General features: G+C 61.2%; 27 protein-coding genes. All 27 read left to right on the forward strand.

The window, feature by feature from the left end:
• Nucleotides 1–35 precede the first annotated feature (35 nt).
• The 27 genes from aroC (at nucleotide 36) to hisG (ending at nucleotide 26,176) form a co-directional block, all read left to right on the forward strand.
• Complete coding sequence (gene aroC / locus I6E73_RS08060; RefSeq protein WP_197124450.1) at nucleotides 36–1,241, forward strand: chorismate synthase; 1,206 nt, start codon at nucleotides 36–38, stop codon at nucleotides 1,239–1,241.
• The gene (locus I6E73_RS08065) at nucleotides 1,231–1,740 is read left to right on the forward strand and encodes a shikimate kinase (RefSeq protein ID WP_197124452.1); all 510 of its coding nucleotides are present in this window, start codon (nucleotides 1,231–1,233) and stop codon (nucleotides 1,738–1,740) included. The genes aroC and I6E73_RS08065 overlap by 11 nt, the downstream gene beginning before the upstream one ends.
• The gene (aroB, locus tag I6E73_RS08070) at nucleotides 1,737–2,813 is read left to right on the forward strand and encodes a 3-dehydroquinate synthase (RefSeq protein WP_197109907.1); all 1,077 of its coding nucleotides are present in this window, start codon (nucleotides 1,737–1,739) and stop codon (nucleotides 2,811–2,813) included. Before I6E73_RS08065 ends, aroB begins: the two co-directional genes overlap by 4 nt.
• A 26-nt stretch (nucleotides 2,814–2,839) precedes the next feature.
• Nucleotides 2,840–3,295, forward strand: coding sequence for a type II 3-dehydroquinate dehydratase (locus tag I6E73_RS08075; RefSeq protein WP_197109908.1), 456 nt, complete (start codon nucleotides 2,840–2,842; stop codon nucleotides 3,293–3,295).
• 71 nt (nucleotides 3,296–3,366) lie between these two features.
• On the forward strand, nucleotides 3,367–3,930 hold the full coding sequence (gene efp, locus I6E73_RS08080) for an elongation factor P (protein WP_197105699.1): 564 nt from the start codon (nucleotides 3,367–3,369) through the stop codon (nucleotides 3,928–3,930).
• Nucleotides 3,931–4,344: a transcription antitermination factor NusB gene (gene nusB / locus I6E73_RS08085; RefSeq protein ID WP_197105698.1), complete on the forward strand. Its 414-nt coding sequence runs from the start codon at nucleotides 3,931–3,933 to the stop codon at nucleotides 4,342–4,344.
• Nucleotides 4,345–4,435: 91 nt separating this feature from the next.
• A complete protein-coding gene (locus tag I6E73_RS08090) occupies nucleotides 4,436–5,248 on the forward strand; it encodes an ABC transporter ATP-binding protein (RefSeq protein WP_197124454.1) in 813 nt (270 codons plus the stop codon).
• A 54-nt stretch (nucleotides 5,249–5,302) separates the two neighbouring features.
• Nucleotides 5,303–6,343 (forward strand): aliphatic sulfonate ABC transporter substrate-binding protein, encoded by a 1,041-nt coding sequence (locus tag I6E73_RS08095; RefSeq protein WP_197124456.1) that lies wholly within the window; start codon nucleotides 5,303–5,305, stop codon nucleotides 6,341–6,343.
• The gene (locus I6E73_RS08100) at nucleotides 6,306–7,184 is read left to right on the forward strand and encodes an ABC transporter permease (protein ID WP_197124458.1); all 879 of its coding nucleotides are present in this window, start codon (nucleotides 6,306–6,308) and stop codon (nucleotides 7,182–7,184) included. The genes I6E73_RS08095 and I6E73_RS08100 overlap by 38 nt, the downstream gene beginning before the upstream one ends.
• A gap of 78 nt (nucleotides 7,185–7,262) precedes the next feature.
• Complete coding sequence (gene pyrR / locus I6E73_RS08105) at nucleotides 7,263–7,790, forward strand: bifunctional pyr operon transcriptional regulator/uracil phosphoribosyltransferase PyrR (protein WP_197124460.1); 528 nt, start codon at nucleotides 7,263–7,265, stop codon at nucleotides 7,788–7,790.
• Nucleotides 7,787–8,734: an aspartate carbamoyltransferase catalytic subunit gene (locus I6E73_RS08110; RefSeq protein WP_197124462.1), complete on the forward strand. Its 948-nt coding sequence runs from the start codon at nucleotides 7,787–7,789 to the stop codon at nucleotides 8,732–8,734. The genes pyrR and I6E73_RS08110 overlap by 4 nt, the downstream gene beginning before the upstream one ends.
• Before the next feature lie 58 nt (nucleotides 8,735–8,792).
• Nucleotides 8,793–10,118, forward strand: a complete 1,326-nt coding sequence (locus tag I6E73_RS08115; protein ID WP_197105693.1) for a dihydroorotase — start codon at nucleotides 8,793–8,795, stop codon at nucleotides 10,116–10,118.
• Nucleotides 10,111–10,605, forward strand: a complete 495-nt coding sequence (locus I6E73_RS08120; protein ID WP_197124464.1) for a hypothetical protein — start codon at nucleotides 10,111–10,113, stop codon at nucleotides 10,603–10,605. Before I6E73_RS08115 ends, I6E73_RS08120 begins: the two co-directional genes overlap by 8 nt.
• Nucleotides 10,602–11,741, forward strand: a complete 1,140-nt coding sequence (gene carA / locus I6E73_RS08125) for a glutamine-hydrolyzing carbamoyl-phosphate synthase small subunit (RefSeq protein WP_197124472.1) — start codon at nucleotides 10,602–10,604, stop codon at nucleotides 11,739–11,741. Before I6E73_RS08120 ends, carA begins: the two co-directional genes overlap by 4 nt.
• Nucleotides 11,741–15,055: a carbamoyl-phosphate synthase large subunit gene (gene carB, locus I6E73_RS08130; protein WP_197124482.1), complete on the forward strand. Its 3,315-nt coding sequence runs from the start codon at nucleotides 11,741–11,743 to the stop codon at nucleotides 15,053–15,055. The genes carA and carB overlap by 1 nt, the downstream gene beginning before the upstream one ends.
• Nucleotides 15,048–15,890, forward strand: coding sequence for an orotidine-5'-phosphate decarboxylase (gene pyrF, locus I6E73_RS08135; protein WP_197124484.1), 843 nt, complete (start codon nucleotides 15,048–15,050; stop codon nucleotides 15,888–15,890). Before carB ends, pyrF begins: the two co-directional genes overlap by 8 nt.
• Nucleotides 15,890–16,819, forward strand: coding sequence for a guanylate kinase (gene gmk / locus I6E73_RS08140; RefSeq protein ID WP_197105688.1), 930 nt, complete (start codon nucleotides 15,890–15,892; stop codon nucleotides 16,817–16,819). Before pyrF ends, gmk begins: the two co-directional genes overlap by 1 nt.
• A complete protein-coding gene (gene rpoZ, locus I6E73_RS08145; protein WP_197105687.1) occupies nucleotides 16,812–17,072 on the forward strand; it encodes a DNA-directed RNA polymerase subunit omega in 261 nt (86 codons plus the stop codon). Before gmk ends, rpoZ begins: the two co-directional genes overlap by 8 nt.
• Nucleotides 17,073–17,081: 9 nt before the next feature.
• Nucleotides 17,082–18,281, forward strand: a complete 1,200-nt coding sequence (gene coaBC / locus I6E73_RS08150; RefSeq protein ID WP_197124486.1) for a bifunctional phosphopantothenoylcysteine decarboxylase/phosphopantothenate--cysteine ligase CoaBC — start codon at nucleotides 17,082–17,084, stop codon at nucleotides 18,279–18,281.
• Between the two features lie 29 nt (nucleotides 18,282–18,310).
• The gene (gene metK, locus I6E73_RS08155) at nucleotides 18,311–19,507 is read left to right on the forward strand and encodes a methionine adenosyltransferase (RefSeq protein WP_197105685.1); all 1,197 of its coding nucleotides are present in this window, start codon (nucleotides 18,311–18,313) and stop codon (nucleotides 19,505–19,507) included.
• A 2-nt stretch (nucleotides 19,508–19,509) separates the two neighbouring features.
• Nucleotides 19,510–21,486 (forward strand): primosomal protein N', encoded by a 1,977-nt coding sequence (locus tag I6E73_RS08160; protein WP_197124488.1) that lies wholly within the window; start codon nucleotides 19,510–19,512, stop codon nucleotides 21,484–21,486.
• Between the two features lie 54 nt (nucleotides 21,487–21,540).
• Complete coding sequence (fmt, locus tag I6E73_RS08165) at nucleotides 21,541–22,461, forward strand: methionyl-tRNA formyltransferase (protein ID WP_197125214.1); 921 nt, start codon at nucleotides 21,541–21,543, stop codon at nucleotides 22,459–22,461.
• Nucleotides 22,458–23,822, forward strand: coding sequence for an RsmB/NOP family class I SAM-dependent RNA methyltransferase (locus tag I6E73_RS08170; protein ID WP_197124490.1), 1,365 nt, complete (start codon nucleotides 22,458–22,460; stop codon nucleotides 23,820–23,822). The genes fmt and I6E73_RS08170 overlap by 4 nt, the downstream gene beginning before the upstream one ends.
• A gap of 13 nt (nucleotides 23,823–23,835) precedes the next feature.
• Nucleotides 23,836–24,498, forward strand: a complete 663-nt coding sequence (gene rpe, locus I6E73_RS08175) for a ribulose-phosphate 3-epimerase (protein WP_197105682.1) — start codon at nucleotides 23,836–23,838, stop codon at nucleotides 24,496–24,498.
• Between the two features lie 97 nt (nucleotides 24,499–24,595).
• Nucleotides 24,596–24,970, forward strand: coding sequence for an FKBP-type peptidyl-prolyl cis-trans isomerase (locus I6E73_RS08180; protein ID WP_197105681.1), 375 nt, complete (start codon nucleotides 24,596–24,598; stop codon nucleotides 24,968–24,970).
• 59 nt (nucleotides 24,971–25,029) lie between these two features.
• A complete protein-coding gene (locus I6E73_RS08185; protein ID WP_197105680.1) occupies nucleotides 25,030–25,293 on the forward strand; it encodes a phosphoribosyl-ATP diphosphatase in 264 nt (87 codons plus the stop codon).
• A gap of 43 nt (nucleotides 25,294–25,336) precedes the next feature.
• A complete protein-coding gene (gene hisG / locus I6E73_RS08190; protein WP_197124492.1) occupies nucleotides 25,337–26,176 on the forward strand; it encodes an ATP phosphoribosyltransferase in 840 nt (279 codons plus the stop codon).

The raw sequence follows: 26,176 nt of genomic DNA on the forward strand, positions 1-26,176 counted from the left end.
GAAAGTGTCACCCGCTCATGTGGGAGGATTGACGCATGCTTCGATGGTTAACGGCCGGTGAATCTCACGGCCCAGAATTGGTCGCGATCCTTGAGGGGATGCCGTCGGGCGTCCCCATTTCTCCTGAGCAGATTCAGGCGGATCTTGTGCGTCGCACGCTCGGCTACGGCCGGGGTGCTCGCATGAAGTTCGAGCAGGACGAGTTGACCCTCAGTGGCGGAATTCGTTTTGGCGCAACGATGGGAAGCCCCATTGCGCTGCGGATCGGCAACACTGAGTGGCCTCGCTGGGTTGATGTAATGAGCCCCGTTCCCGTCGATCCCGACACCCTGCCGAAGGGTCGCGGTGCCGCTCTCACGCGCCCTCGCCCGGGGCACGCCGACCTCGTCGGCATGCAGAAATACGACTTCGCCGAGTCCCGCAATGTTCTCGAACGGGCCAGCGCCCGCGAGACTGCAGCTCGGGTGGCGCTCGGAGCGATCGCTCGTGCCTTCTTGGGCGGGCTCGGCATCCGTTTGGTCAGTCACACCCTGTCGATCGGCACCGTTCGTTCGCCCGAGGGAAGCGCGCTCCCTGCGCCAGACGACGTCGCGACGCTCGATGCTGATCTGCTGCGCTGCTTCGACCCCGCTACCTCTGAGCGCATGGTCGCCGAAGTCGATCAGGCTCACGAGGACGGCGACACTCTTGGCGGAGTAGTCGAAGTTCTCGCCTATGGTCTTCCGCCCGGGCTCGGTTCGTACACACATTGGGATCGTCGACTCGACGCTCAGCTCTCTGCCGCGCTCATGGGTATCCAAGCTATTAAGGGTGTCGAAGTCGGCGATGGCTTCGAAACCGCTGTTCGTCGCGGTTCTGTTGCTCATGACGAACTCGTGCAAGACACGGATGGCATCTCACGATTGAGCGACCGCGCTGGCGGTATCGAAGGCGGCATGACAACCGGCACCGTTTTGCGAGTGCGCGCAGCGATGAAGCCGATCTCCACCGTGCCTCGCGCTCTGCGCACCGTCGATGTTGCGACCGGTGAAGCCGCCGTTGCTCATCATCAACGTTCAGACGTGTGCGCCGTGCCAGCAGCCGGCGTTGTTGCTGAAGCGATGGTCGCGTTGACGCTCGCTGACTCAGTACTCGAGAAGTTTGGGGGCGACTCGCTTGGTGAGACCAAGCGCAACCTCGATTCTTACCTCGCATCGATCCCAGAATCGCTCAACACCACACGGGCTTCGCGTGCTGAATGACAGCGGTGCGCTCGTCGTCATCATCGGCGCACCAGGCTCAGGTAAGACGCGCGCAGGCAAGAAGCTGGCGAAGATTCTGGATGCCCCGCTTATCGATACCGACAAAGTAGTAGTGGCCTCCCACGGACCGATTCCGGAGCTTTTCGCTGAGTTCGGCGAAGAATACTTTCGGGAACGCGAGCGTGAAGCGGTCGCCAATGCGCTGCTTGAACCTGCTGTCGTCACCCTGGGCGGGGGAGCAGTGCTTAATTTCGACACGCAGGCTGACCTCGCTTCGCACCGTGTTGTCCAACTGACCATGTCAAAAGCTGCGGCTCGGCTTCGAATCGCCGGCAGCAAGCGCCCTCTGGCAAAGAACGCGGACGAGTGGGAGAAACTCGTTGACGCTCGCCGCCCCATTTACGACGAGCTTTCGTCGCTCACGATCGATACCTCACTGAAGCCAATGGAAAAAGTTGCGCGCGAGATCGCCGACTGGTTGGGAACCCAACAACAATGACTGAAACCACGATCATCCCGGTCGCCGGGACCAATCCTTACGACGTTCTTGTCGGCCACGGTTTGTTGCCGAAACTTGCGGAACAGCTTGGTACCCGCGTCGCGAAGGTGCTCATCATCCACCCGGCGACGCTTGGCGCGCGCGCAAACGCGCTGCGCGACTCGCTCTCCGAGAAGTACGAAGTGCTTCTTGCCGAGGTTCCGGATGCCGAAGATGCGAAGCGAATCGAAGTTGCCGCATTCTGCTGGCAGATCATGGGCCAGACCGATTTCACGCGCACGGACGCCGTCATCGGGTTCGGCGGCGGGGCATCAACCGACCTCGCGGGCTTTGTCGCTGCGACGTGGTTGCGCGGCGTGAAGCTTATTCAGTGCCCGACGAGCGTCGCCGGAATGGTTGATGCTGCCGTCGGTGGTAAGACGGGTATCAACACCGCTGAGGGCAAGAACCTTGTGGGCGCCTTTTATGCGCCGAGCGCGGTTGTTGCCGACCTCGATGTTCTTGACGATCTTCCTCGCAATGAGGTTTTGGCTGGCTTCGCGGAAATCGTGAAGTGTGGCTTCATCGGTGAGCCCGAGATCCTCGACCTGATCGAAGCCGATGTGGATGCTGTGACTGATCCGCACTCGGAGTCGTTCCGTCGTGTCGTTGAGCTCTCGATCGGGCTCAAGGCCCGGGTCGTTGGCGAAGACTTTATGGAGAAGGGCCTGCGCGAGACGCTCAATTACGGCCACACTCTTGGCCATGCAATCGAGCATGCCGAACGTTACCGCTGGCGCCACGGTGCCGCAGTGTCGGTCGGAATGGTGTTCGCTGCCGAACTTGCGCATCTTGCGGGTTCGTTGAGTTCAGACGTGGTGGACCGTCACCGCAGCATCCTGCAGTCGCTGAGTCTTCCCATTGATTACCCGCTCGGCCGCTGGAACACGCTGCTCGCCACGATGCAGCGTGACAAGAAGGCGCGTGCCGGCATGATTCGCTTTGTCGTGCTCGACTCCGTTGGTCATACGTCGATGCTCAATGGTCCCGACGAAGCCATGCTCTACTCCGCCTACCAAGAAGTCGGGGTCTAGCGGGTCATCCTCGCTAGAGTGGAGCGGTGACTACAGTATTCGTGCTCAACGGGCCCAACCTCGGTCGGCTCGGCAGCAGAGAACCCGATGTCTATGGCGGGGGAACGCTCGTCGACTTGAGCGCCGAGCTTGACGCTCACGCGCTGACGTTGCCCAACGCGGCATCCATTGTTCTCGATTTTCGCCAGACCGACAGCGAGACCGAACTCATTTCCTGGCTTCATGAAGCTGTGGATGCGGGTGCTCCCGTCATCATGAACCCCGCGGCGTTCACTCACTATTCGTATGCGCTTCGGGATGCTGCAGCTCAAGTGTCAGGCGCTGGACTGCCTCTGGTTGAGGTCCACATCACGAACCCACACACTCGCGAAGAGTTCCGTCACACCAGCGTGATCTCGGGAGTTGCCACCGGAGTGATCGCCGGCTTCGGTTTTGAGTCCTATATTCTTGCCCTCGACGCGGTTGCTCGACGACTCAGTTAGACTCGAACGTTGGTTTTTGTCGCTAGTCGACTCAATCGCGCTTTTGCTCGTTAACAGAAACGGATTTACGCATGGCCTCTACCGCTGACATCAGGAACGGCGTCGTTCTCAACATGGACGGTGGATTGTGGACCGTTATCGAGTTCCAACACGTCAAACCCGGCAAGGGTGGTGCTTTTGTTCGCACCAAGGTGAAGAACGTTCGCTCGGGTAAGACCGTAGACCGCACGTTCAACGCCGGCGCCAAGATCGAAACCGAAACCGTTGACCGTTCCGAGTTCCAGTACCTGTACAAGGATCTCGAAAACTTCGTGTTCATGAACACGAGCGACTACGACCAGATCACCTTGAGCGAGACTGCCGTTGGCGATGCTGCGAACTTCATGCTGGAAAACCAGAATGTCGTTATCGCGCTGCACAACGGTGAGCCGCTCTATGTAGAGCTTCCGGCATCCGTAGTTCTTGAAATCACGTACACCGAGCCTGGCCTTCAGGGCGACCGTTCCACCGGTGGCAGCAAGCCCGCCACCGTTGAGACTGGATACCAGATTCAGGTTCCGCTGTTCGTTGAACAGGGCACTCGCGTCAAGGTTGATACTCGTGACGGCAGCTACCTCGGTCGCGTGAACGACTAAATGGGGGCCCGCAGCAAGGCGCGTAAGCGCGCGCTTGACGTCATGTACGGCGCGGATGTCCGCGGTGAGAGTATCAATGCAGCTCTCGCGGCCGAATCTTCGCGCGCAATGAGTGAACCCGCCCGTGCAACAGCATGGGCTTATGCCCAAGACATCGTCGTGGGCATCACCGAGCACGGTGAAGAGATCGATGAACTCATCGAAACTTATTCGCAGGGGTGGCCTTTGAACCGCATGCCTGCGGTTGACCGTGCTCTGCTCCGCATTGGTCTGTGGGAGATCATGTACAACGATGAGGTCCCGACGGGTGTCGCGATCTCCGAGGCTGTTGAATCAGCAAAAGTGCACTCGACCGAAGACTCCGCCGGATTCATCAATGGTTTGCTCGGTCGCATCGCGGCCAGCACCGAATAGTTCGACTTATGTGACGTAGCGTTACGCCTTTGCGTGACGCTACGTTACGACCTCGCTGGCCAGCGCTTTCGCGCGGCCCTAGCGTTCAGGGATGAGTTCTTCCTCCCTTCGCGACAGCACGGCTGCCGATGCGCTGTCTGTCTCCATTCACGACCTTTCGCGCCGCTTTGGCGACCGTGTGGTCTTGAGCGAACTCTCACTCGAGATCGCAGCAGGAGAGATTGTCGCGCTGATTGGCCCGTCTGGTTGCGGTAAATCAACGCTGCTACGCCACATCGGTGGCTTGGATAGCCCTACCGGTGGCTCAATCGCTATCGGAGGCACTCCCGTCACTGGGCTGGATGCTCGCTCCGCGATCGCCTTCCAGGAACCTCGCCTTCTTCCATGGTGCTCCATCACCCGCAACGTCGAGGTGGGGCTCCCGCGCGGTAAGCGCGCCCACGACGATCGGGACCGGGTTGCCGCACTGCTTGAGCTGGTGAAACTTTCCTCGTCGGCCCATCTGCGTCCCCGGGAAATCTCCGGTGGTATGGCCCAGCGTGTGTCGTTGGCGCGGGCATTGGCTCGTCGTCCTGGCGTACTTCTGCTCGATGAGCCGTTTGGTGCTCTCGACGCTCTGACTCGCCTGTCAATGCAGGACCTGCTCCTTGATCTCCACGCCGCAGAGCCCGCGACGATCGTCATCGTCACTCACGATGTCGATGAGGCCCTGTATCTCGCCGACCGCGTGATTCTGCTTGGCGCAATTGACGCCGAGGAGAACGCCGCTCAGGCGAGCATCCGCTCCACCGTCGTCGTGCCAGGGGTTCGCCCGCGCGACCGGGGAAGCGGAGATCTTGCCGAACTACGGGCTGAGCTGCTCGAAGGGCTCGGCGTTCCCACCCATCACCTCGCGGCGCGCTAGCGTCCGCTGACCTTTTCCACCATCCATTCTCATTTCTCTCCCCTGAAGGAAACAATGTCTCCCCGTTCTCGTATCGCTTCTGTTGCCGCCGGTGTTCTTGTTCTCGCTCTTGGCGTCTCGGGCTGCGTGGAAGGTGAAGGCTCGTCGCTCTCGCCCGATGCCCCTGACTCTGCCGCCGGCTGGAGCAGTGACCAACTCACGGTCGACTTCGCAACGTACAACCCACTCAGCCTCATCATCAAAGAAGAGGGCTGGCTAGAAGAGACGCTTGGCGACGACGTTGAAGTCACTTGGATTCAGTCATCAGGCTCCGCCGCAGCCAACGATGCGCTTCGCTCCGGCTCACTCGATGTCGGGTCAACGGCTGGTTCCGCTGCCCTCTTGGCGCGAGCCAATGGTTCGCCAATCAAGACGATTGATGTCTACTCGCAGCCCAACTGGTCGGCAATCGTTGTTGCCGCCGATTCGGACATTCAGTCGGCTGAGGACCTTCGCGGCAAGAACATTGCGGCCAATGCGGGAACCGACCCATATTTCTTCCTGCTCCAGACTCTTGCGGAGGCCGGTATCGGCCTCGACGAGGTTACGATCACGCAGCTTCAGCACGCTGATGGAAAGACCGCGCTCGAAGCGGGAACTGTAGATGCGTGGGCCGGGCTCGATCCACTCATGAGCGCATCCGTCGTCAACGCAGGTTCGCGCATCGTTTACGACAATCCTGATTTCAATAGCTATGGCTTCCTGAACGCTACAGAGAGCTTCCTCGAGACATCACCTGACCTCGCGCAGCTCGTCGTTGATGCGTATGAGAAGGCGCGTCAGTGGGCCGCCGATAGCCCGGATGACGCTGCAGCGATCTTCGCGGATGTCGCCGGCATCGATCTCCCCATTGCCAACTCTGTGCTGCTGGAGCGCACGAATCTCGCGATCGACCCCGCGCCCGGCCAGAAGCAGCTCGACGTTCTGAATGTCATTGGTCCGATCTTCGTTGACTCAGGTGCCGTTGCGGAGCAGTCGCAAATCGATGACGCTCTCGCGTCGCTCTTCGAGACAACGTATGTCGACGCTGCGGACCCGAGTCGTGTCAGTGAATAGCGGAACACCGGTGCTCGAGCGGCCTCTGGTCGACGACGCAGTGGGCACCCCGGTGCCCACTGCGTCGGCGCTACCACGGCCGCCACGCCGTTGGGTGCGGGCCACCATCCTCGGCGCAGTGATTCCCATCGCCGTGATCGTTCTCTGGCAAGCTATCGCAACGTCCGGCTTGGTGCCGAGCTACCGGCTTCCGACGCCGCTCAGCGTGTGGGCCGCGGGAGTCGATCTCTACGAGCGCGGAGTGCTTTACCAACACATCGCGATCTCCACGCAGCGCGTGCTGCTGGGGTTCGGAATTGGAGCCATCGTCGGACTGGCGCTTGCTTCGATTGTCGGGCTCTCGGCGCGGGCGTCCGAACTCTTCGCACCGACTCTGGGCGCATTGCGGGCCGTGCCGTCTCTGGCCTGGGTGCCGCTTCTTGGGCTCTACCTCGGTCTCAACGAAGACTCGAAGGTGGCTCTCGTCGCTATCGGAGCGTTCTTTCCGGTCTACACGACGGTCGCCCCAGCCCTTCGGCATGTGGATGCTCATTTGGTCGAGCTGGGGCGCAGCTACGGCTACTCCGGTCCGGCGTTGCTGAGCCTCGTGCAGTTGCCCGCCGTAGTTCCCGCCGTTATTTCATCGCTACGCCTTGCGCTAGCCCAAGCGTGGCTCTTCTTGGTCGCGGGGGAGTTGCTTGGCGCCTCGCTCGGGCTGGGGTTCTTGCTCGTGGATTCGCAACAAAATGGCCGAATAGATCGACTGTTTCTCACGATCATCCTGCTCGGCATTCTGGGCAAGGGAACCGATGGAGCGGTTGGTTTACTCGAACGGTTCTTACTGAAGCGTTGGGGGTCGTAGCGCTGCCGCGAGCGCGGTATAGTCGGTGAAACAGATTTCCTTTAAATTCCGTCCAGAGAGGCGGGGAAGGAGGTCAGAATGTCTGTACGCACCGTCTTGCAGCATGCTGATATCACCCGAGCGTTGACTCGGATTTCCCATGAAATCCTTGAGTCCAATCGCGGTTCCGACGATCTCGTCATTCTCGGTATTCCTACGCGTGGGGTGACCCTCGCTAAGCGGATTGCGGCGATCATCCAGTCGGTCGACTCCACGTCCGTGACGTCAGGTGTACTCGACGTCACGATGTACCGCGATGATCTGGCCCAGAATCCCACTCGAGCAACTGGCCCGACCGACATTCCTGCGGGCGGCATTGACGGCAAGACCGTCGTACTAGTCGACGATGTGTTGTATTCCGGGCGCACCATCCGTGCGGCACTCGATGCTCTGGGCGATCTCGGCCGCCCTCGCGCTGTGCGGCTCGCGGTTCTGGTCGATCGTGGCCACCGGGAATTTCCGATCCGGGCCGACTTTGTGGGCAAAAACCTGCCGAGCTCCATGGAGGAGCGTATTAACGTGCGCCTTGAAGAGACCGACGGATCGGATGAGGTGACGATCGGATGAGGCACCTACTCAGCACCCAGGGTCTGCCCCGCGACGAAGCTATTGCGATTCTCGATGTCGCCGAAGATATGGCAGCCGTCTCCGAGCGCGAAGTGAAGAAGCTTCCGACGCTGCGCGGCAAGACCGTGATCAACCTCTTTTTTGAAGACTCAACGCGCACGCGCATCTCGTTCGAAGCGGCGGCGAAGCGACTGAGCGCCGATGTCATCAACTTTGCGGCCAAGGGATCGAGCGTCTCCAAGGGGGAGAACCTCAAGGACACCGCTCAGACTCTCGCTGCCATGGGAGCCGATGCGGTCGTCGTTCGACACTGGGCATCCGGCGCTCCGAAGACCTTGGCCGATGCTGGCTGGATCGATGCCGGAATTGTGAACGCCGGTGACGGCACGCATGAGCATCCGACTCAGGCTCTGCTCGACGCGTTCACGATTCGTCGTCGTCTTCACGGGGCTGCTGCTCGGGGCAAAGGTTTGGACGGCGTGACCGTCACGATCGTGGGAGATATCGTTCACTCTCGAGTGGCACGCTCGAACGTGTGGTTGCTCACAACGCTTGGCGCTCACGTGACGCTCGTCGCCCCGGCGACTCTTCTTCCCGTGAACATCAGCGGTTGGCCTGTTGAGGTCTCCTATGACCTTGACCACGCGATCGCCCAGGGCCCCGACGTCATCATGATGTTGCGAGTGCAGGCCGAGCGCATGAAAGCAGCATTCTTCCCCAACGCACGCGAGTATTCACGGCAATGGGGTCTCAATGATGAACGGATGGCGGCCCTGCCAACAAGTAGCATGGTTATGCACCCTGGGCCGATGAACCGCGGCCTAGAAATCTCGGCTGGAGCCGCGGATTCGCCACAATCGACAGTGCTCGAGCAAGTGTCGAATGGCGTCTCGGTCAGAATGTCGGTGCTGTATCACTTGCTGTCCGGAGCTGTGGAGCGGTGAGCGCGGGATTTATGCCTGCCGCCCCTGATTGCGTACTAATCCAGAGAAGAGGACTCTCGTGAGTATAAGAATCGTTAACGCCACGCTGCCCAACGGTGAGCGCGCCGACTTCACGATTGAGCGCGGCGTTTTCACCGACGCGACATCCGCTGATCGCACGATTGATGCCTCAGGCCTGCAGGCCCTGCCCGGACTTGTTGATCTCCACACTCACTTGCGTGAACCTGGCTTCGAGCAGAGCGAAACGGTGCTTTCGGGCAGTCGTGCTGCTGCGATGGGCGGCTTCACCGCCGTCTTCGCCATGGCCAACACCATGCCGGTTCAAGACACCGCTGGAGTTGTTGAGCAGGTTCAGTCGCTCGGTATTGATCACGGGTACGCGACTGTGCGCCCCATCGGCGCCGTCACCGAAGGGCTTGACGGCGTCAAGCTTTCGGAGATCGGTGCCATGGCCAATTCGCGAGCCGGCGTGCGCGTTTTCTCCGATGATGGCAAGTGCGTTCACAACGCGTTGCTCATGCGTCGCGCGCTCGAATATGTGAAGACGTTTGACGGTGTTGTCGCTCAGCATGCTCAGGAGCCGACGCTCACTGTTGATGCGCAAATGAACGAGGGCGCAGTATCCAGTGAGCTTGGTCTTGCGGGCTGGCCTGCCGTCGCAGAAGAGTCGATCATCGCGCGCGACGTGCTCCTCGCCGAGCATGTGGGGGCACGCCTCCATATCTGTCACCTGTCGACCGCTGGCTCGGTTGACGTCATCCGCTGGGCTAAGGCTCGCGGAATTGCTGTGACGGCAGAAGTGACGCCTCACCACCTGCTTCTCACTGAGGAACTTGTGCGCGGCTACGACGCTCGCTTCAAAGTGAACCCGCCTCTGCGTCGTGACGAAGACGTTCACGCGCTTCGTGCCGCTCTCGCCGACGGAACCATTGACATCGTCGCTACCGACCACGCACCGCATCCGCCAGAGGCAAAAGAGTGCTCGTGGGCAGAAGCTGCGTTTGGCATGGTCGGTCTTGAATCCGCTCTCAACGTTGTTCAGCAGGCTGTCGTCGATACTGGCCAGTTGAACTGGACGGATGTCGCCCGCGTTCTTTCGCAGAAGCCGGCCGAGATCGGTCGCCTCGACGGCTACGCGACCCCGTTCGCTCTCGGCTCGGCCGCGAATCTCGTGCTGCTCGACCCGAGCGCACGGTCTACGTTCTCGACCGAATCCCTGCGGGGCAAGAGCACGAACTCGCCCTACCTAGGCCGCGAACTCCCTGGCCGAGTGATGACCACCATCCACAACGGCTACGAAACCGTTCGCGATGGCGACGTCGTCGATGCGACTGAGGTCGCTCAGCAGGCCAGACTGGCTGAAAGCGAGGCAGCGAATGTCTAAAGACGTCTCACTGCTCATCGTGATCGGCATCCTGGTTATCTTGCTGGCACTCATGGTTGCTGGCTGGTATTCACGAAAGCGACGACAGGCTCACATCGGGCTCCCGGTTGCACCGCCGGCTGACCTAGCCGACACTGACCTGCGGTTTAGCGGCAAGTACGTATCGACCACGGTTGCCGGCGATCAGCTCAACCGTGTGAACGTGCACGGCCTGGGATTCCGGGCGAACTGTTTGCTCGAAGTGCATTCCGAAGGCATCGTCGTCTCGCGCGCGGGATCAGACGATCTCTGGCTTGCTCGTGACACAGTGCGCGGCATTTCCCGCGCTACCTGGACCATCGACCGTGTGGTCGAAAACAACGGATTGCAGGTGATCGAGTGGACGCTCGATGGCACTGCAGTCGATAGTTATTTCCGAATGGACGACCCCGAGACGTGTGAACGCGCTCTCGATACAGTCGTCGGCAATGAAAGGCAGTCCCTGTGACTTTTGAACCTGCAGTGCTCGTCCTTGAAGATGGCACACGCTATCTCGGTCAGGCCTACGGCGCCCGCGGTCAACGCCTCGGCGAGGTAGTCTTCGCCACCGGCATGACCGGCTACCAAGAGACGATCACCGACCCCAGCTATGCGGGCCAGATCGTTGTCATGACGGCACCGCACATCGGCAACACCGGTGTGAATGATGAAGACCCTGAATCCTCACGAATTTGGGTCTCCGGTTTCGTCGTGCGCGATGCGAGCCGCGTGGTGTCGAACTACCGTGCCGATGGATCGCTGGATGACGACCTCGTCACCCAGAACATCGTCGGCATCAGCGGCGTCGATACCCGCGCGATCACCCGTCGCTTGCGCGACTCCGGCTCCATGCGCGGAGGAATCTTCTCCGGCGCGGATGCTGAACTCAGCGACGCCGAGCAACTTGCCGCGGTCACCGCCGCAGCACAGATGAGCGGCCAAAGCCTGTCGTCTGAAGTGTCGACATCTGAGGCCTACGTTGTTGCCGCAGTGGGGGAGAGCATCGGCCGCTTGGCTGTTCTTGACCTCGGAGTGAAGACGTCAACGCTCAACTACCTCGCCGAGCGAGGCTTCGACGTTCATGTGCTGCCCCAGACCGTTACTTTCGACGAGCTGCTGTCGATCGAGCCGGTCGCCGTCTTCTACTCGAACGGACCAGGCGACCCGTCGGCATCCGACGCTCACGTTGCACTCCTCACAGAGGTGCTCAAGAAAGGGCTTCCTTTCTTCGGTATCTGTTTCGGCAACCAGCTTCTCGGTCGCGCACTCGGCTACGGCACCTACAAGCTGCCGTTTGGCCACCGCGGAATAAACCAGCCCGTCATCGATGTGCAGACGCAGCGCACCGAGATCACCGCCCACAATCACGGCTTTGCCGTTGATGCTCCGGTCGGCGAGATCAGCCAATCACCGGCAGGTTTTGGCCGCGTCGAGGTCAGTCACGTCAACCTCAACGACAACGTTGTTGAAGGACTTCGAGCCCTCGATATCCCCGCATTTTCTGTGCAGTACCACCCCGAGGCGGCCTCAGGCCCCCACGACGCCAATTACCTTTTCGACAGGTTCCGCGACCTTGTCCTCAAGAACGCAAAGGACAGCAAGTAATGCCCAAGAGAGAAGACATTTCCTCGGTACTGGTCATCGGCTCCGGCCCGATCGTTATCGGTCAGGCCGCAGAGTTCGACTACTCCGGAACGCAAGCCTGCCGCGTACTGCGGGAAGAGGGCATCCGAGTCATCCTGGTGAACTCGAACCCGGCCACAATCATGACTGACCCCGATTTCGCCGATGCAACCTACATCGAACCGATCACGTGGGAAGTCATCGAGTCGATCATTGCCAAGGAGCGTCCGGATGCGCTGCTGCCGACATTGGGTGGCCAGACCGCTCTCAACGCAGCGATCGAGCTCGACGCTCACGGCATCCTCGAGAAGTACAACGTCGAACTGATCGGCGCCAACCTCGAAGCGATCAACCGTGGTGAAGATCGCCAGATCTTCAAGCAGCTCGTGATCGATTGTGGGGCCGAGGTCGCGAAGTCCTACATCGCGCACACGGTTCCTGAGGCGGTTGAGTTCGCCGAGGATCTCGGATACCCACTCGTGATCCGCCCCTCCTTCACGATGGGCGGCCTCGGCTCGGGCTTCGCGTATTCACGTGAGGAACTGATCCGGATGGTCACCGACGGCTTGCACCAGAGCCCCACGACCGAGGTGTTGCTCGAAGAGAGCATCCTGGGCTGGAAAGAGTACGAGCTCGAGCTCATGCGCGACACGTCAGACAACACCGTTGTCGTGTGTTCGATCGAGAATGTTGACCCGGTCGGTGTTCACACCGGCGACTCGATCACGGTGGCTCCGGCGCTCACGCTGACCGACCGCGAGTACCAGAACCTTCGCAATATCGGCATCGACATCATCCGAGCGGTTGGCGTCGACACCGGCGGCTGCAACGTTCAGTTCGCTATCGATCCCGCTACCGGGCGAGTGATCGTCATCGAGATGAACCCCCGCGTTTCGCGGTCGAGCGCTCTGGCGTCGAAGGCAACGGGCTTCCCGATCGCCAAGATCGCGGCCAAGCTCGCCATCGGCTACCGTCTCGATGAGATCCCCAATGACATCACGAAGGTCACTCCGGCGAGCTTTGAACCGACCCTCGACTACGTCGTGGTCAAGGTTCCGCGGTTCGCGTTTGAGAAGTTCCCGGCGGCAGACACCCGCCTCACGACCACGATGAAATCGGTCGGTGAGGCCATGGCAATCGGTCGCAATTATTCGACCGCTTTGCAAAAGGCTCTTCGTTCACTCGAAAAGCGCGATTCGAGCTTCCATTGGAAGGGCGAAGTCGGCGACAAGGCTGAACTATTGGCGCTGTCGTCCATTGCGACCGATGGTCGTATCGTCACGGTGCAGCAGGCGATGCGCGCTGGCGCCACGACCGAAGAGGTCTTCGAGGCCACCAAGATTGACCCGTGGTTTGTCGATCAGATCGCTCTCATCAACGAAGTTGCGGTTGACATTGCGGATGCCGCAGAGCTGTCAGCCGCATTGCTCACGCACGCCAAGAACCACGGTTTTAGTGACGCGCAAATCGCTGAGCTTCGGGGGACCACTGAGGCAGAGGTTCGCGACCTGCGTTGGGGACTCGATGTGCGCCCCGTCTTCAAGACGGTCGACACGTGTGCCGGAGAGTTCCCGGCTCTCACCCCGTACCACTACTCAAGCTACGACTCCGAGACTGAAGTTGCCCCGAGCGATAAGACGAAGGTCATCATTCTTGGTTCCGGCCCGAACCGTATCGGTCAGGGAATTGAGTTTGACTACTCGTGTGTTCATGCCTCGTTCGCCCTCTCTGATGCGGGCTACGAGACCATCATGATCAACTGCAACCCCGAGACGGTCTCGACTGACTACGATACGAGTGACCGTCTCTACTTTGAGCCGCTCACGCTCGAAGACGTGCTCGAGATCGTCCACGCGGAAAGCCAGAGTGGCGAACTCCTCGGAGTGATCGTGCAGCTTGGTGGCCAGACGGCACTTGGTCTTGCTCAGGGGCTCAAGGATGCCGGCATCCCGATTTTGGGAACAACGCCCGAGGCGATCGACCTTGCCGAGGAACGTGGTTTGTTCTCCACGATTCTCGACAACGCCGGGCTGCTCGCACCCAAGAACGGCACTGCCACGAACCAGACCGAAGCGATTGAAATCGCCGAACACATTGGGTTCCCGGTTCTCGTTCGTCCCTCGCACGTTCTTGGTGGGCGTGGCATGGAGATCATCTATGACTCCGAGGCTCTCGCCGACTACTTCGAACGGGTTCGCGATGTCGTCATCATTTCGCCGAGCTCACCGTTGCTCGTCGATCGGTTCCTCGATGACGCAATTGAGATCGATATCGACGCGATTTACGACGGCACTGAGCTCTACGTCGGCGGCATCATGGAACACATCGAAGAAGCTGGCATTCACTCCGGCGACTCTGCCTGCACCCTTCCTTCGGTCACTCTTGGCCGCGACGTGCTCAAGCGCGTGCGGGAAGCAACCCTCGCTATCGCGGAAGGCGTCGGCGTGCGCGGCTTGCTGAACGTGCAGTTCGCGATCGGTCAGGGCATCCTTTACGTGCTTGAAGCCAACCCGCGTGCCAGCCGCACGGTTCCCTTCGTCTCGAAGGCGCTCGGGATTCCACTCGCGAAGGCTGCGGCTCTCGTCATGGCCGGTTCAAGCATCCGCCAACTCGTCGACAGCGGACTGCTGCCGATTCTTGACGGCTCGCAAGTACCGTCGACGTCACCGGTCTCGGTGAAAGAAGCGGTACTTCCGTTCCGACGCTTCCGCACCGTTGAGGGCCAAGTCGTTGACTCGGTGCTCGGCCCGGAGATGCGTTCCACCGGTGAGGTTATGGGTATCGACTCGAACTTCCCCAAGGCATTCGCCAAGAGCCAAGAGGCCGCGTACGGCGGGCTGCCCGACAGCGGGTCGGTATTCGTGTCGGTTGCTGACCGCGATAAGCGTGCCGTCATTCTGCCGGTTCTGCGCCTTAGCCAGCTGGGCTTCACGATTCTCGCCACCGAAGGCACCGCCGAGATTCTCGCGCGCAACGGCATCGAGGCTCAGGTCGTGCGCAAGTACTTCATGGGCCAGGAAGCAAATGCTGCTGAACCGTCGATCGTTGAAATGATCAACGACGGCAAGGTGGATGTCGTGATCAATACGCCAAGCGGACGCAGTGCGCGTGCCGATGGCTACGAGATCCGCACCGCGACAGTCGCCGCCGACAAGCCGATCTTCACGACCATGGCCCAGCTTGCGGCCGCTGTTGCGTCGTTTGAAGCTATTCGCGACGGCTTTGATGTGCGTTCGCTTCAGGACTACGCCTTGGATCGTGCCGCCGAGCTCGAGAAGGTAGCCAACAATGCCTAGTTTCTCCTCACGGCTTGCGCAGACCTTCGAAGAGTTCGGGGGAGTGTGCATGGGAGTGGACCCGCATCCGTTCCTTCTCGAAAGCTGGGGCCTCTCCAACGACGCCCACGGCGTGCGCGAATTCGCCCTCCGTGCGGTGGATGCTGCCGCCGGCAACGTGGGAATGATCAAGCCCCAAGTCGCTTTCTTCGAACGCTTCGGGTCTGCGGGTTACGCGATTCTCGAGGAGTCTTTTGCCCTGGCGCGCTCCGCCGGATTGCTTGTGATTGCCGATGTGAAGCGTGGCGACCTGTCGTCGTCCGTCGATGCTTATGGGCAAGCCTGGCTGACGCCGGGCTCACCCCTGGAGGCCGACGCAATGACTGCCGTGGCCTATCAAGGAGTTTCGGAGCTGTCTGGGCCATTCGAACTTGCTCGCTCAGCGGGCAAAGGAATCTTCGTGCTGGCAGCAACCTCTAACGCTTCGGCGCACAGCATCCAATCGGCGCGAATCGCTGAAGGTGAACACGCGGGCGCGACTGTCGCCGCTAGTGTCGTGCGCGATGTGGCGGCCCTCAATACCGAAAGCGGGCTTGGATCGTTTGGTGTCGTAATCGGTGCCACCGTCGATGTTGCCGACTACGGCATCCGCAACGGTGAACTGGTTGACTTGCCCATTCTTGCTCCAGGGTTCGGCGCTCAAGGGGCGCAGGTCGAGCAGGCCCGCGAACTGTACGGCGATGCCGTCGCGAATACGATCGTGACCGTTTCCCGCAGTGTGCTGCAAGAGGGTGCCAGTCAGATTCCGGCAGAGCTTCGATCGCTGCGCTCGCAACTTCGTGAGCAGGTTCGCTAATGGGACCTCGCCCGGAGCCACCCGCCGTTGACCGTGCAGCGGCATCGCGCGCGGCAATTGCAGCGCGACGCGCCCGGGCTTCTGTCAAACGTGAAGTTGCTGAGCGCGCTCGGACAGCGCTCAGTGTTGCCCGCACAGCGTGGGCTCAGCCCGACAGCGCAGAAGCTCGACTGCTCGTGCGCGAACTGCTGATGAGCGTTCCCTCTCTCGGGCCAACCCGGGTCGAATCGATCATGGCCGATCTGGCAATCGCCGATCGCAAACGGGTCGGTGGCCTCGGTCCGAAGCAGCGTGAACGCCTCACAAATTACTTGTCAGAGCGGCAGGGGCCCGAGCCAACACGACTCGTGGTCTTAGCTGGCCCGACCGCTGTCGGCAAAGGTACCGTCTCCAGTTTTATCCGCGACAACCACCCCGATGTGCTGCTGAGCGTGTCAGCGACTACTCGTAAGCCCCGTCCGGGCGAGGTCAACGGTGTTCACTACTATTTCGTGACCGACGACGAGTTTGACTCTATGATCGCGAATAATGAGTTGCTGGAGTGGGCGGTAGTCCATAACTCCTACCGTTACGGCACTCCACGACCCCCGATCGATGTCGCCCTCTCTGAGGGAAAGCGCGTGATGTTGGAGATTGATTTGCAGGGTGCACGATCGGTGCGCAAGGTTATGCCCGAGGCACTTTTGGTCTTTCTTTTGCCGCCAACCTGGGAAGAATTGGTGCGCCGCTTGATCGGTCGCGGCACCGAGGATGCCGCAGAACAGAGCCGTCGTTTGGAGACCGCCAAGGTCGAAATGGCGGCCCAAGAAGAGTTCGATGTGAGAGTCGTGAACACAGAAGTAAGCCAAGCGGCTCAAGAAGTCGTAGAATTGATGGATGCGCCCGCTGGCGCGACCACTTCCGACTCCAAGGAGCACCCTCATGGCTGACAAGAACTCGGGCATCATTGATCCCCCCATCGACGAACTGCTGTCGAAGGTTGACTCCAAGTACCAGCTCGTTATCTTCGCTTCGAAGCGCGCTCGCCAGATCAACGACTACTACGCTGACCTCCACGAAGGCAGCCTGTTCGACAACGTCGGACCGCTCGTAGATTCCACGATCGACGACAAGCCGCTCTCCGTTGCTCTCCACGAGATCAACGAAAACAAGCTCGAGCTCAAGCGCCTCAGCAACGAATAGAACCTTTCGGTGGCCGCGCTCAACATTGTCGTCGGGATATCCGGCGGAATAGCTGCCTATAAGGCGGTGTCCATTGTGCGTGAGCTGGTGCTCGCGGGCCACGACGTTCATGTCGTGGCCACGAGCAACGCTCTCAAATTCGTGGGTCTTCCCACCCTTGAGGCCATAAGCCGAAATCCGGTTCACACCGACCTCTATGAGGGTGTGGACGAAGTGCGGCATGTTTCTGTCGGCCAAGCCGCAGATGTCATCGTCGTCGCTCCCGCTACTGCGAATACGATCGCTAAGATCGCGACCGGTCAAGCGAGTGACTTTCTCGGCAACACCATCCTCGCGACCCGTGCGCCCGTCATTGTGGCGCCGGCGATGCACACCGAGATGTGGCAGAACCCGGCGACCGTCGCCAACATCGAGACGCTGCGTTCGCGTGGCATCCGCATTGTTGGTCCAGAGTCTGGCCAGCTGACTGGTTCCGATAGCGGGCCCGGTCGGATGTCTGAGCCCAGCGACATCGTCGCCGCGGTTCTCGAAACCGTGGTTTCGTCGCGCGACCTCGTCGGTCGCTCAGTGCTGGTTACGGCGGGTGGCACTCGGGAACCCCTAGATCCGGTGCGCTTCATCGGTAATCGTTCGAGCGGAAAACAGGGCGTTGCTCTGGCAACGGCAGCCGCGGCGCGCGGCGCTGATGTCACCCTCATCGCCGCCAATCTTGAGGTTCCGCTTCCTGCCGGGGTTCGCTGCATTCAGGTGTCTACGACCCTGGAGTTGCAATCAGCGGTGCAGGCTGAAGCGAAGTCGGCCGGTGCCATCGTTATGGCGGCGGCGGTTGCTGACTACCGCCCAGCCGAGACTGCTCAATCCAAGATCAAGAAGCGCAGCGATTCGAGCACGCTCGAGTTGCGTCTTGAAGAGAACCCCGACATTTTGCGTGGTCTCGCGGCAGAGAGCCCCGAGAGCCAAATCGTCGTTGGCTTCGCTGCGGAGACTGAGCCTCAAGACGCTGCGCTGCTTGAGTTGGGCCGCGCAAAGATCGCCCGTAAGGGCTGTGACTTCTTGGTCATCAACCGCGTCGGGTGGACTGAAGGTTTTGCCTCAGACCGTAACACCGTGATCGTCATCGATAAGGTCGGCGATAGAGTGGGTGAGGCAAGCGGAAGCAAGTTGTCGGTGGCTCACCGCATTCTGGATCTTGTGTTCGCAGCCCGCTGACATCCATTCATCGCTACCGGAGACGGCTTATGACTTCGCCCCTGCGCACCTTCACCTCAGAGTCTGTTACCGAGGGACACCCCGACAAGATCTGTGATCAGATCAGTGACAGCATTCTTGACGCTTTGCTCGAGGAAGACCCGAATGCTCGGGTCGCTGTTGAGACTCTCGTGACAACGGGGCTCGTGCATGTCGCCGGTGAAGTGACCACAACCGGCTACGCCGACATCCCCGCGATTGTGCGTGATCGCATTTCCTCCATCGGTTACAACTCGTCTGATGTTGGCTTTGACGGTCGTTCGTGCGGCGTGTCCGTCTCGATTGGTGCACAGTCACCCGACATCGCTCAGGGTGTTGACCGTGCGCTCGAAGCGCGTGAAGGCAATTCAACAGACTCGCTGGATGTCTTGGGCGCTGGAGACCAGGGCGTCATGTTCGGGTACGCCACTAATGAGACTCCGCAGCTCATGCCCGCCCCTGTCTGGTTCGCTCACCGCATGGCCGAGCGTCTCGCGGCTGTGCGCAAAGAGGGGCTTGTCGACTACCTGCGTCCCGACGGAAAGACTCAGGTCACCGTGGGCTACGAGGGATCGGTGCCGCGCAGCATTGAAACCGTCGTGTTATCGACACAGCATTCGCCCTCGGTGTCAACCGCTCAGTTGCGCCGTGAGATCGAAGAACTCGTCGTGCGACCGATTGCGGAAAGCTCGGGCCTCGACCTGTCGAATCTGCAATCAATCGTTAATCCCAGCGGCCGTTTTGAGATTGGCGGCCCTCAGGGCGACGCCGGTGTCACCGGTCGTAAAGTCATTGTTGATACTTACGGCGGAGCATCCCGTCACGGTGGGGGAGCATTCAGCGGTAAAGACCCCTCGAAGGTAGACCGCTCGGCAACCTATGCCATGCGCTGGGTGGCGAAGAATGCGGTTGCCGCAGGTCTTGCTGATCGTCTCGAAGTGCAGATCGCGTATGCGATTGGCCGGGCAGCACCCGTCAGCTTGTACGTCGAAACCTTCGGCACCGGCCATGTTTCTGACGAGGCCATTCTGGGCGCGATCCATGATGTCTTCGATCTGCGCCCGGGCGCGATCATCCGCGATCTCGATCTCTTGCGTCCCATTTACGCGAAGACTGCAACCTACGGTCACTTCGGTCGTGAGCTTCCTGAGTTCACCTGGGAGCGCCTTGACCGCGTTGAGGCTCTTCGCGGGGCCGCCGGGCTGTAGAGATGAGTGAAGCATCCATCGCTCGGGTGCTCATTGATTCGCCGCTGCCCCAACTCGACAGACTCTTTGACTACGCGGTTCCCGAGAAGTTTCGTGCCGAGGCGCGCGCTGGCGTTCGTGTCAAGGTGCCGCTGCGCACGCTCGGCCGGCTCGTGGAGGGCTGGATCGTCGAGCTCACCGACACCGTCGCCTACGCAGGCAAACTCAGCGAGCTTGAAGCAGTAATCTCCCCGTTCCCCGTGTTGTCGCCCGAGGTGTGGACACTAGCGCGCACGGCGGCGGATCGAGCGGCGGGCAACGCAGCCGATGTGCTGCGGTTGGGCATCCCGAAACGTCATGCTCGGGCGGAGAAGTCACTTCTCGACCCCACGACGGTGACGTACGAACCGCTCCCTGAAGCACGTGCAGTGTCGTACTTCGACGCGGGTGCCATCGGCACTCTGATCGCCGAGCACAAGCGGGCCGCGCTGGCCGCACCGACCGGCGTAGCGGAGGTCGCTCCCGGCGTGTGGGTTGGCCGTTGGGCTGTCACGATGGCCGAACTCGCCTCGCAGGCTCTTGCTCGCGGCACGACCGCGATTCTGGCGACCCCCGACTTTCGTGATCAGGAACAACTTGAGGCAGCCGTCGCGGCTCTGCTGCCCGCTGAGCGCGTGTTGAGATTGGATGCTCGCCAGAGCGTTCAGAAGCGCTACAGCAACTTTCTGCGCACCCACGAAGACACCCCGTTCGTCATCATCGGCAATCGTTCCGCGGTGTATGCACCCGCGTCTAACCTCGGGCTGATCGTGGTGTGGGATGACGGCGATCCGCTCTACAGCGAGAACCTCACGCCCTACATCCATACGCGGGATGCCGCGCTGCTCCGCCAAGAGCAACAACAGTGCTCGCTGGTGTTCATGAGCCATTCGCGCAGCACCGAAGTGCAACGACTCGTTGAAGTCGGGTGGTTAGCGGCCATCAGTCCCGGCGGTATCCGACCGCCAAAGGTGATTCCCACCGCAAACCAGGAGAGCCAGGACCGCCTCGCAGCCCTTGCTCGTATTCCCTCATCAGCGTGGAAGGCGGCGCGCGCCGGGCTCGACGAAGGTCCCGTGCTCGTGCAGGTGGCGCGCCCCGGCTACGCACCCCGCTTGGCCTGCGCCGAGTGCTCGCAGTCTGCACGCTGCACCACGTGCGCCGGTCCGCTTGCGCAACACTCTGCCTCCGCCACTCCCAGCTGTGTCTGGTGTGGCGCGCTTGCCGTCAAGTGGCGCTGTCGCGAATGCGATGGCACCCGACTGCGCATGGTGGGGTCGGGCACCGGCCGTACCGCGGACGAACTGGGGCGCGCCTTTCCTGGCTATCGCGTGATCGTCGCCGACGGCGAGCATCAAATCCTCACGGTGGCGAACGAACCTTCGCTCATCATTGCCACTCGCGGTGCAGAGCCGATCGCGGAGGGCGGCTACCGCGCCGTCATCCTGCTTGACGGTGCCGGAATGTTGGCGCGAGAGAGTCTGCGCGTCGCCGAGGACTGTCTGCGCGCGTGGTCAAATGCGATTGCTCTCGGCGCTGACGGCGTCCCCTCCGTCGTTGTCGGGGTCGGCGGCTCACTCGCGACGGCTCTTGTCACGTGGCGCCAAGAAGATTTCGCGCAAGCGGAACTCGCCGATCGCCGTGAGTTGCGGTTTCCGCCGGCAGTGCGGGTCGCGACTCTCACGGGAAAGATTCCGCTCGTTTCGGATGCGATTAGCCAGCTGCCGGTCGCTCCGCTCGATGTGCTCGGCCCCGTCGATCTGCCCGAAGGGCTGGTTCGCACCATCATCCGTTTCGACTACAAAGACGGAGCAGCCGTCGCTGAGCAACTCAAAGCACTCGTGGTGGCGGCCACGACGGTCTCCCGCAGCAGCCGCAAACCGGGGGCTCCACGCTCCAGCCAGCCGGCGCCAGGGCTACGCGTTCATCTCGACGATCTGGAGCCGTTTGTTGACCTGTAGCCCCAGCGTGCACCCGTTCGGGCCATTTCGCGAGACAATTGGGGGATGACTTCGTTGCGACTTCTTTTTGCCGGTAGCCCCGAGGTTGCTGTTCCCAGTCTCGACGCGCTCTTGAACTCCGAGCACGAGGTAGCTGGCGTCCTCACCCGCACCGACTCGCCGCAGGGCCGTCGACGCGTCATGACTCCGACGCCGGTGGCCGCGCGCGCTGAAGAAGCGGGGATCAGCGTGATTCGCGCCAATCGGCTCGACGCCGCTGCGGCATCCGCGATTACTGACCTCACCGTTGATCTGGGCGTCATTGTGGCCTATGGCGGGCTTGTTCCGGCCTCAGTTCTCACGATTCCGCGGCTCGGGTGGATCAACCTCCATTTCTCTCTCCTGCCTCAGTGGCGCGGAGCCGCCCCGGTGCAGCGCGCGATCATGGCGGGCGACACCATCTCAGGCGCAGCGGTCTTTCAACTCGTCGAACAGCTTGATGCTGGCGACGTTTTCGCGACGATGACTGAACCGATTGGCGCCCAGCAAACAGCAGGGTCGCTCCTGCAACAGTTGTCCTTCTCGGGCGCTGAGCTGCTCGGCCGCGTGGTCGACTCCATCGGCGCAGGCACTGCCACCGCAGTTCCACAAACCGGCGACGTGACTCTCGCGCCCAAGCTGTCGCTCGAAGACGGCCGCATTGACTGGACAGAACCCGCGCACGCAGTGCACAACCGCATCCGCGGCGTGACGCCAGAGCCCGGTGCCTCGACGACAATCGACGGAGCACGACTCAAGGTTCTCGAGGCCGCGATCGCTCGCGACGTCCCGACGCTCGCGCCGGGGCACTTCGATTTCGTCGGCAAGAAGGTGCTGGTCGGTACCGCAACCGAACCCCTCGAACTTCTCCGGGTCCATCCCGAGGGACGCAAAGCAATGGATGCCGCAGCCTGGTGGCGCGGCCTTAACTCAGAATCAGAGGTGGTGGCTTCGTGAGCTACGCACAGTCAGCCCGTCGGGTCGCGCTCGACGTCATCATGGCGGTGCGCGAGTCGGATGCGTACGCGAACCTTCTTCTTCCCGTGCACCTGGAGCGCGCGAAACTCTCGAGCGCGGATGCCGGCCTTGCCACCGAACTCACCTACGGCACCCTGCGCATGCAGGGCTACTACGACGCGGTGATCGCTCAGGCGGCCGGCCGCGACGTGTCCAAGATCGACCCGCCTGTGCTCGACGTGTTGCGCCTCGCCACGCACCAGTTGCTGTCAATGCGCGTTCCCTCGCACGCGGCAGTGGATGAGTCGGTGCGCCTCGCTAAGACGATCGGCTCGCGTTCCGCGGTCGGCTTTGTCAACGCGGTGCTGCGTGCGATCACGAAGCACGATGCTGATACGTGGCGCGAGCGAGTGATTGGTGCTGCAAGCTCGGGGGAGCAAGCCCTTGCGGTGGCGTATTCCCATCCGTTATGGGTGACCCGGGCCTTCCGGCAGGTACTGGTCGCTGAGGGTCGCGAAGCTGAGCTCGAAGGTTTGCTCGCAGCAGACAATGTTCCTGCCCGCGTATCGGTCGCGGCGCTTCCTGGATTCTCGGAGGTCGCCGACATCGACGTCACGCCGGCACAATACTCGCCGGTGGGCGGAACTTTGCGTGAAGGAGACCCGTCGAAGAACTCGGCCATCGCCGCAGGGCGCGCTCGCGTGCAAGACGAAGGCTCGCAGATTGCGGCACTCGCGCTCAGCCGCGTCCGGCCCATTGTGGCGGGGGAGTCGTGGCTCGATATGTGTGCTGGCCCGGGTGGCAAAGCCGCTCTGTTGGCCGCGGAAGCTCTGGAGGGTGGTGCCGTGCTCACCGCCAACGAACTGATTCCGGCGCGCGCCAAGCTCGTTCGCAACGCCCTCGCGGTCTTCGACGCTCCGCCTGTGGTCTGGGAGAAAGACGGCATCGATATCGGCGAGGAGCATCCCGAGCAGTTTGATCGCATCCTTCTCGATGCGCCGTGCACCGGCCTCGGTGCGCTACGCCGTCGCCCTGAAGCTCGCTGGCGCAAACAACCCGGCGATGTCGCTCAGCTGGGCGCGATTCAGACGGCGTTGCTGCAATCAGCATTGAAGGCACTCAAGCCGGGCGGAGTGTTGGCGTATGTGACCTGCTCGCCTCATGCCGCCGAGACAAAGGCGATTGTCGGTTCTGTGCTGCGCAAGGCTGAGGGCATCACCAAGATGGATACGCCCTCCGTGGTTCAGAGTTTCTCGAAAGCAGAACTCGACCTGCCGGAGGCAACTCATGTTCAGCTGTGGCCACACCGTCACGGAACAGACGCCATGTTCATCCAACTCCTTGTCAAAGCAGACTCCTAGATAGGCTCTCGGTATGTCAGTGCGCATTAGCCCCAGTATTCTCGCCGCCGATTTCGTCAACCTTGAGCGAGATATCGCGAAGATTTCGAATGCGGATTTCGTCCACGTCGACATCATGGACAACCATTTCGTGCCCAACCTCACGTTCGGTCTCCAAATGACAGAGCGTATTCAACAGGTCTCGTCGATTCCGCTCGATGTGCACCTGATGATCACCGATCCCGACCGCTGGGCCCCCGACTACGCCGATCTCGGTGCCTATGGTGTTACTTTCCACGCCGAGGCGGCAGCGGATGCGGTGGCTCTCGCCCGCACGCTGCGGGCGAAGGGTGCGCGAGCGGGCATCGCGGTCAAGCCGGGCACCGCTATCGAGCCGTACCTCGAGTTGCTCGAGGAATTCGACCAGGTGCTCGTGATGACGGTCGAACCGGGTTTTGGCGGCCAAAGCTTTATGGAAGAGACAATGCCGAAGCTGCGACAGCTGCGGGAGCTGGTCGACAAGCGCGGTCTCGACGTGTGGCTCGAAGTTGATGGCGGTGTCGATGAGCGCACGATTGAGATTGCCGCAGCTGCGGGTGCCGACACCTTTGTCGCGGGCTCCTCGGTGTATCGCGGAGATGATCCCTCGTTGCGTGTCTCAGAACTTCGTGAGCGCGCGAGCGCGCACCAGCACTGATCATCGCCGCCGCGTGACCACGCCGCCGAGAGCGAACATAGGCTCACACGGCATCCACGAGCGCCGGTTTTAGTTTTGTTTCTGGTTGACTGGTCATATGACCGATTCAGGAAAAACTAAGCCAGAGGTCGAGTTCTATGCGGGCGATGCCCCCACCGAACTCGTCATTATTGACATTGAAGAGGGAACCGGCGCTGAAGCAACTGCTGGTTCCACCGTTGACGTGCACTACTTGGGCGTCGACTTTGAGACTCTCGAAGAGTTCGACTCCTCGTGGAGCCGCGGCGAGTCCATCAACTTCCCGCTGATGGCGCTCATCAGCGGTTGGCAAGAAGGAATCCCCGGCATGAAGGTGGGCGGACGTCGCCAGCTCATCTGCCCGCCGCACCTCGCTTACGGTCCCGCAGGCGGAGGGCATCAGCTCTCCGGCCGCACGTTGACCTTCGTGATCGACCTGCTCGGCACGAACTAGTAACCCCACGTTCGAGTCATGCGGCAAGGGACCGCCCTCCGGGGCGGTACCCTTGACGTGTGAAAGACTTCGACGCACTTTTTGCTGAACTCAGCCGCAAAGCGGTAGAACGCCCGGCCGACTCCGGTTCGGTTGCCCTATTGGATGCCGGAGTGCATTCGATCGGCAAGAAGATTGTGGAAGAGGCTGCCGAAGTATGGATGGCAGCCGAGTACCAGTCGGATGAAGAAACCGCAGACGAAATCTCCCAACTCATTTATCACCTTCAGGTTCTGATGGTTGCTAAAGGGCTCAGCCCCGAGGACGTGTGGCGACATCTCTGATGTCCCTACGACCACTTTTCGCACCAACTGACTGAGAGCTGACATGTTAAGAGTTGCAGTGCCCAACAAGGGTTCACTGAGTGAGATCGCCTCCGAAATGCTGTACGAAGCGGGCTACACGGGCCGTCGCGATCCACGCGCGTTGAATGTGCGTGACGACCGCAACGGCGTCGAGTTTTTCTATCTTCGCCCTCGCGACATCGCGACCTACGTGGGCTCGGGAGCGCTCGACGTAGGAATCACCGGCCGAGACCTCCTGCTGGATTCCGGATCCACCGCGACAGAGATCGCCAGCCTCAACTTTGGCGATTCCACGTTCCGTTTCGCCGGGGAGCCTGGCCGCTTCACTGAACTTTCCGATCTCAACGGTGTTCGCGTTGCCACGAGCTACGCCGGGCTCGTCGGTGCCTTCCTCGAACGCAATGGCGTCACGGCAGAGCTCGTCAGCCTCGACGGTGCCGTTGAATCTGCGATCCGACTTGGTGTGGCGGATGCCGTGGCCGACGTCGTGTCGACAGGCTCAACCCTGCGCGCGCAGGGCCTCGAAATTTTCGGCCCCGTCATCCTCGATTCAACTGCTGTGTTGATCAGTTCAGGCAATGAGGTTGAGGGCAGCGCCACGCTCCAACGCCGCCTGCAGGGTGTGCTTGTCGCCCGCCAGTATGTGTTGATCGACTACGACGTGCCGGTAGCCCTCCTCGAGGCTGCGACGAAGGTGACTCCCGGTATCGAGAGTCCAACCGTTTCTCCGCTCCAAGACCCCGCGTGGGTTGCGGTGCGCTCAATGGTGCGTCGCGTCGATACCAATCAGGTGATGGACGAGCTTCACGCGGTTGGGGCGCGCGCGATCTTGGTCAGCGCGATTCACGCAGCGAGGATCTAA

The sequence above is a fragment of the Salinibacterium sp. SWN248 genome (genome assembly GCF_015864575.1).
Lineage (GTDB): Bacteria > Actinomycetota > Actinomycetes > Actinomycetales > Microbacteriaceae > Rhodoglobus.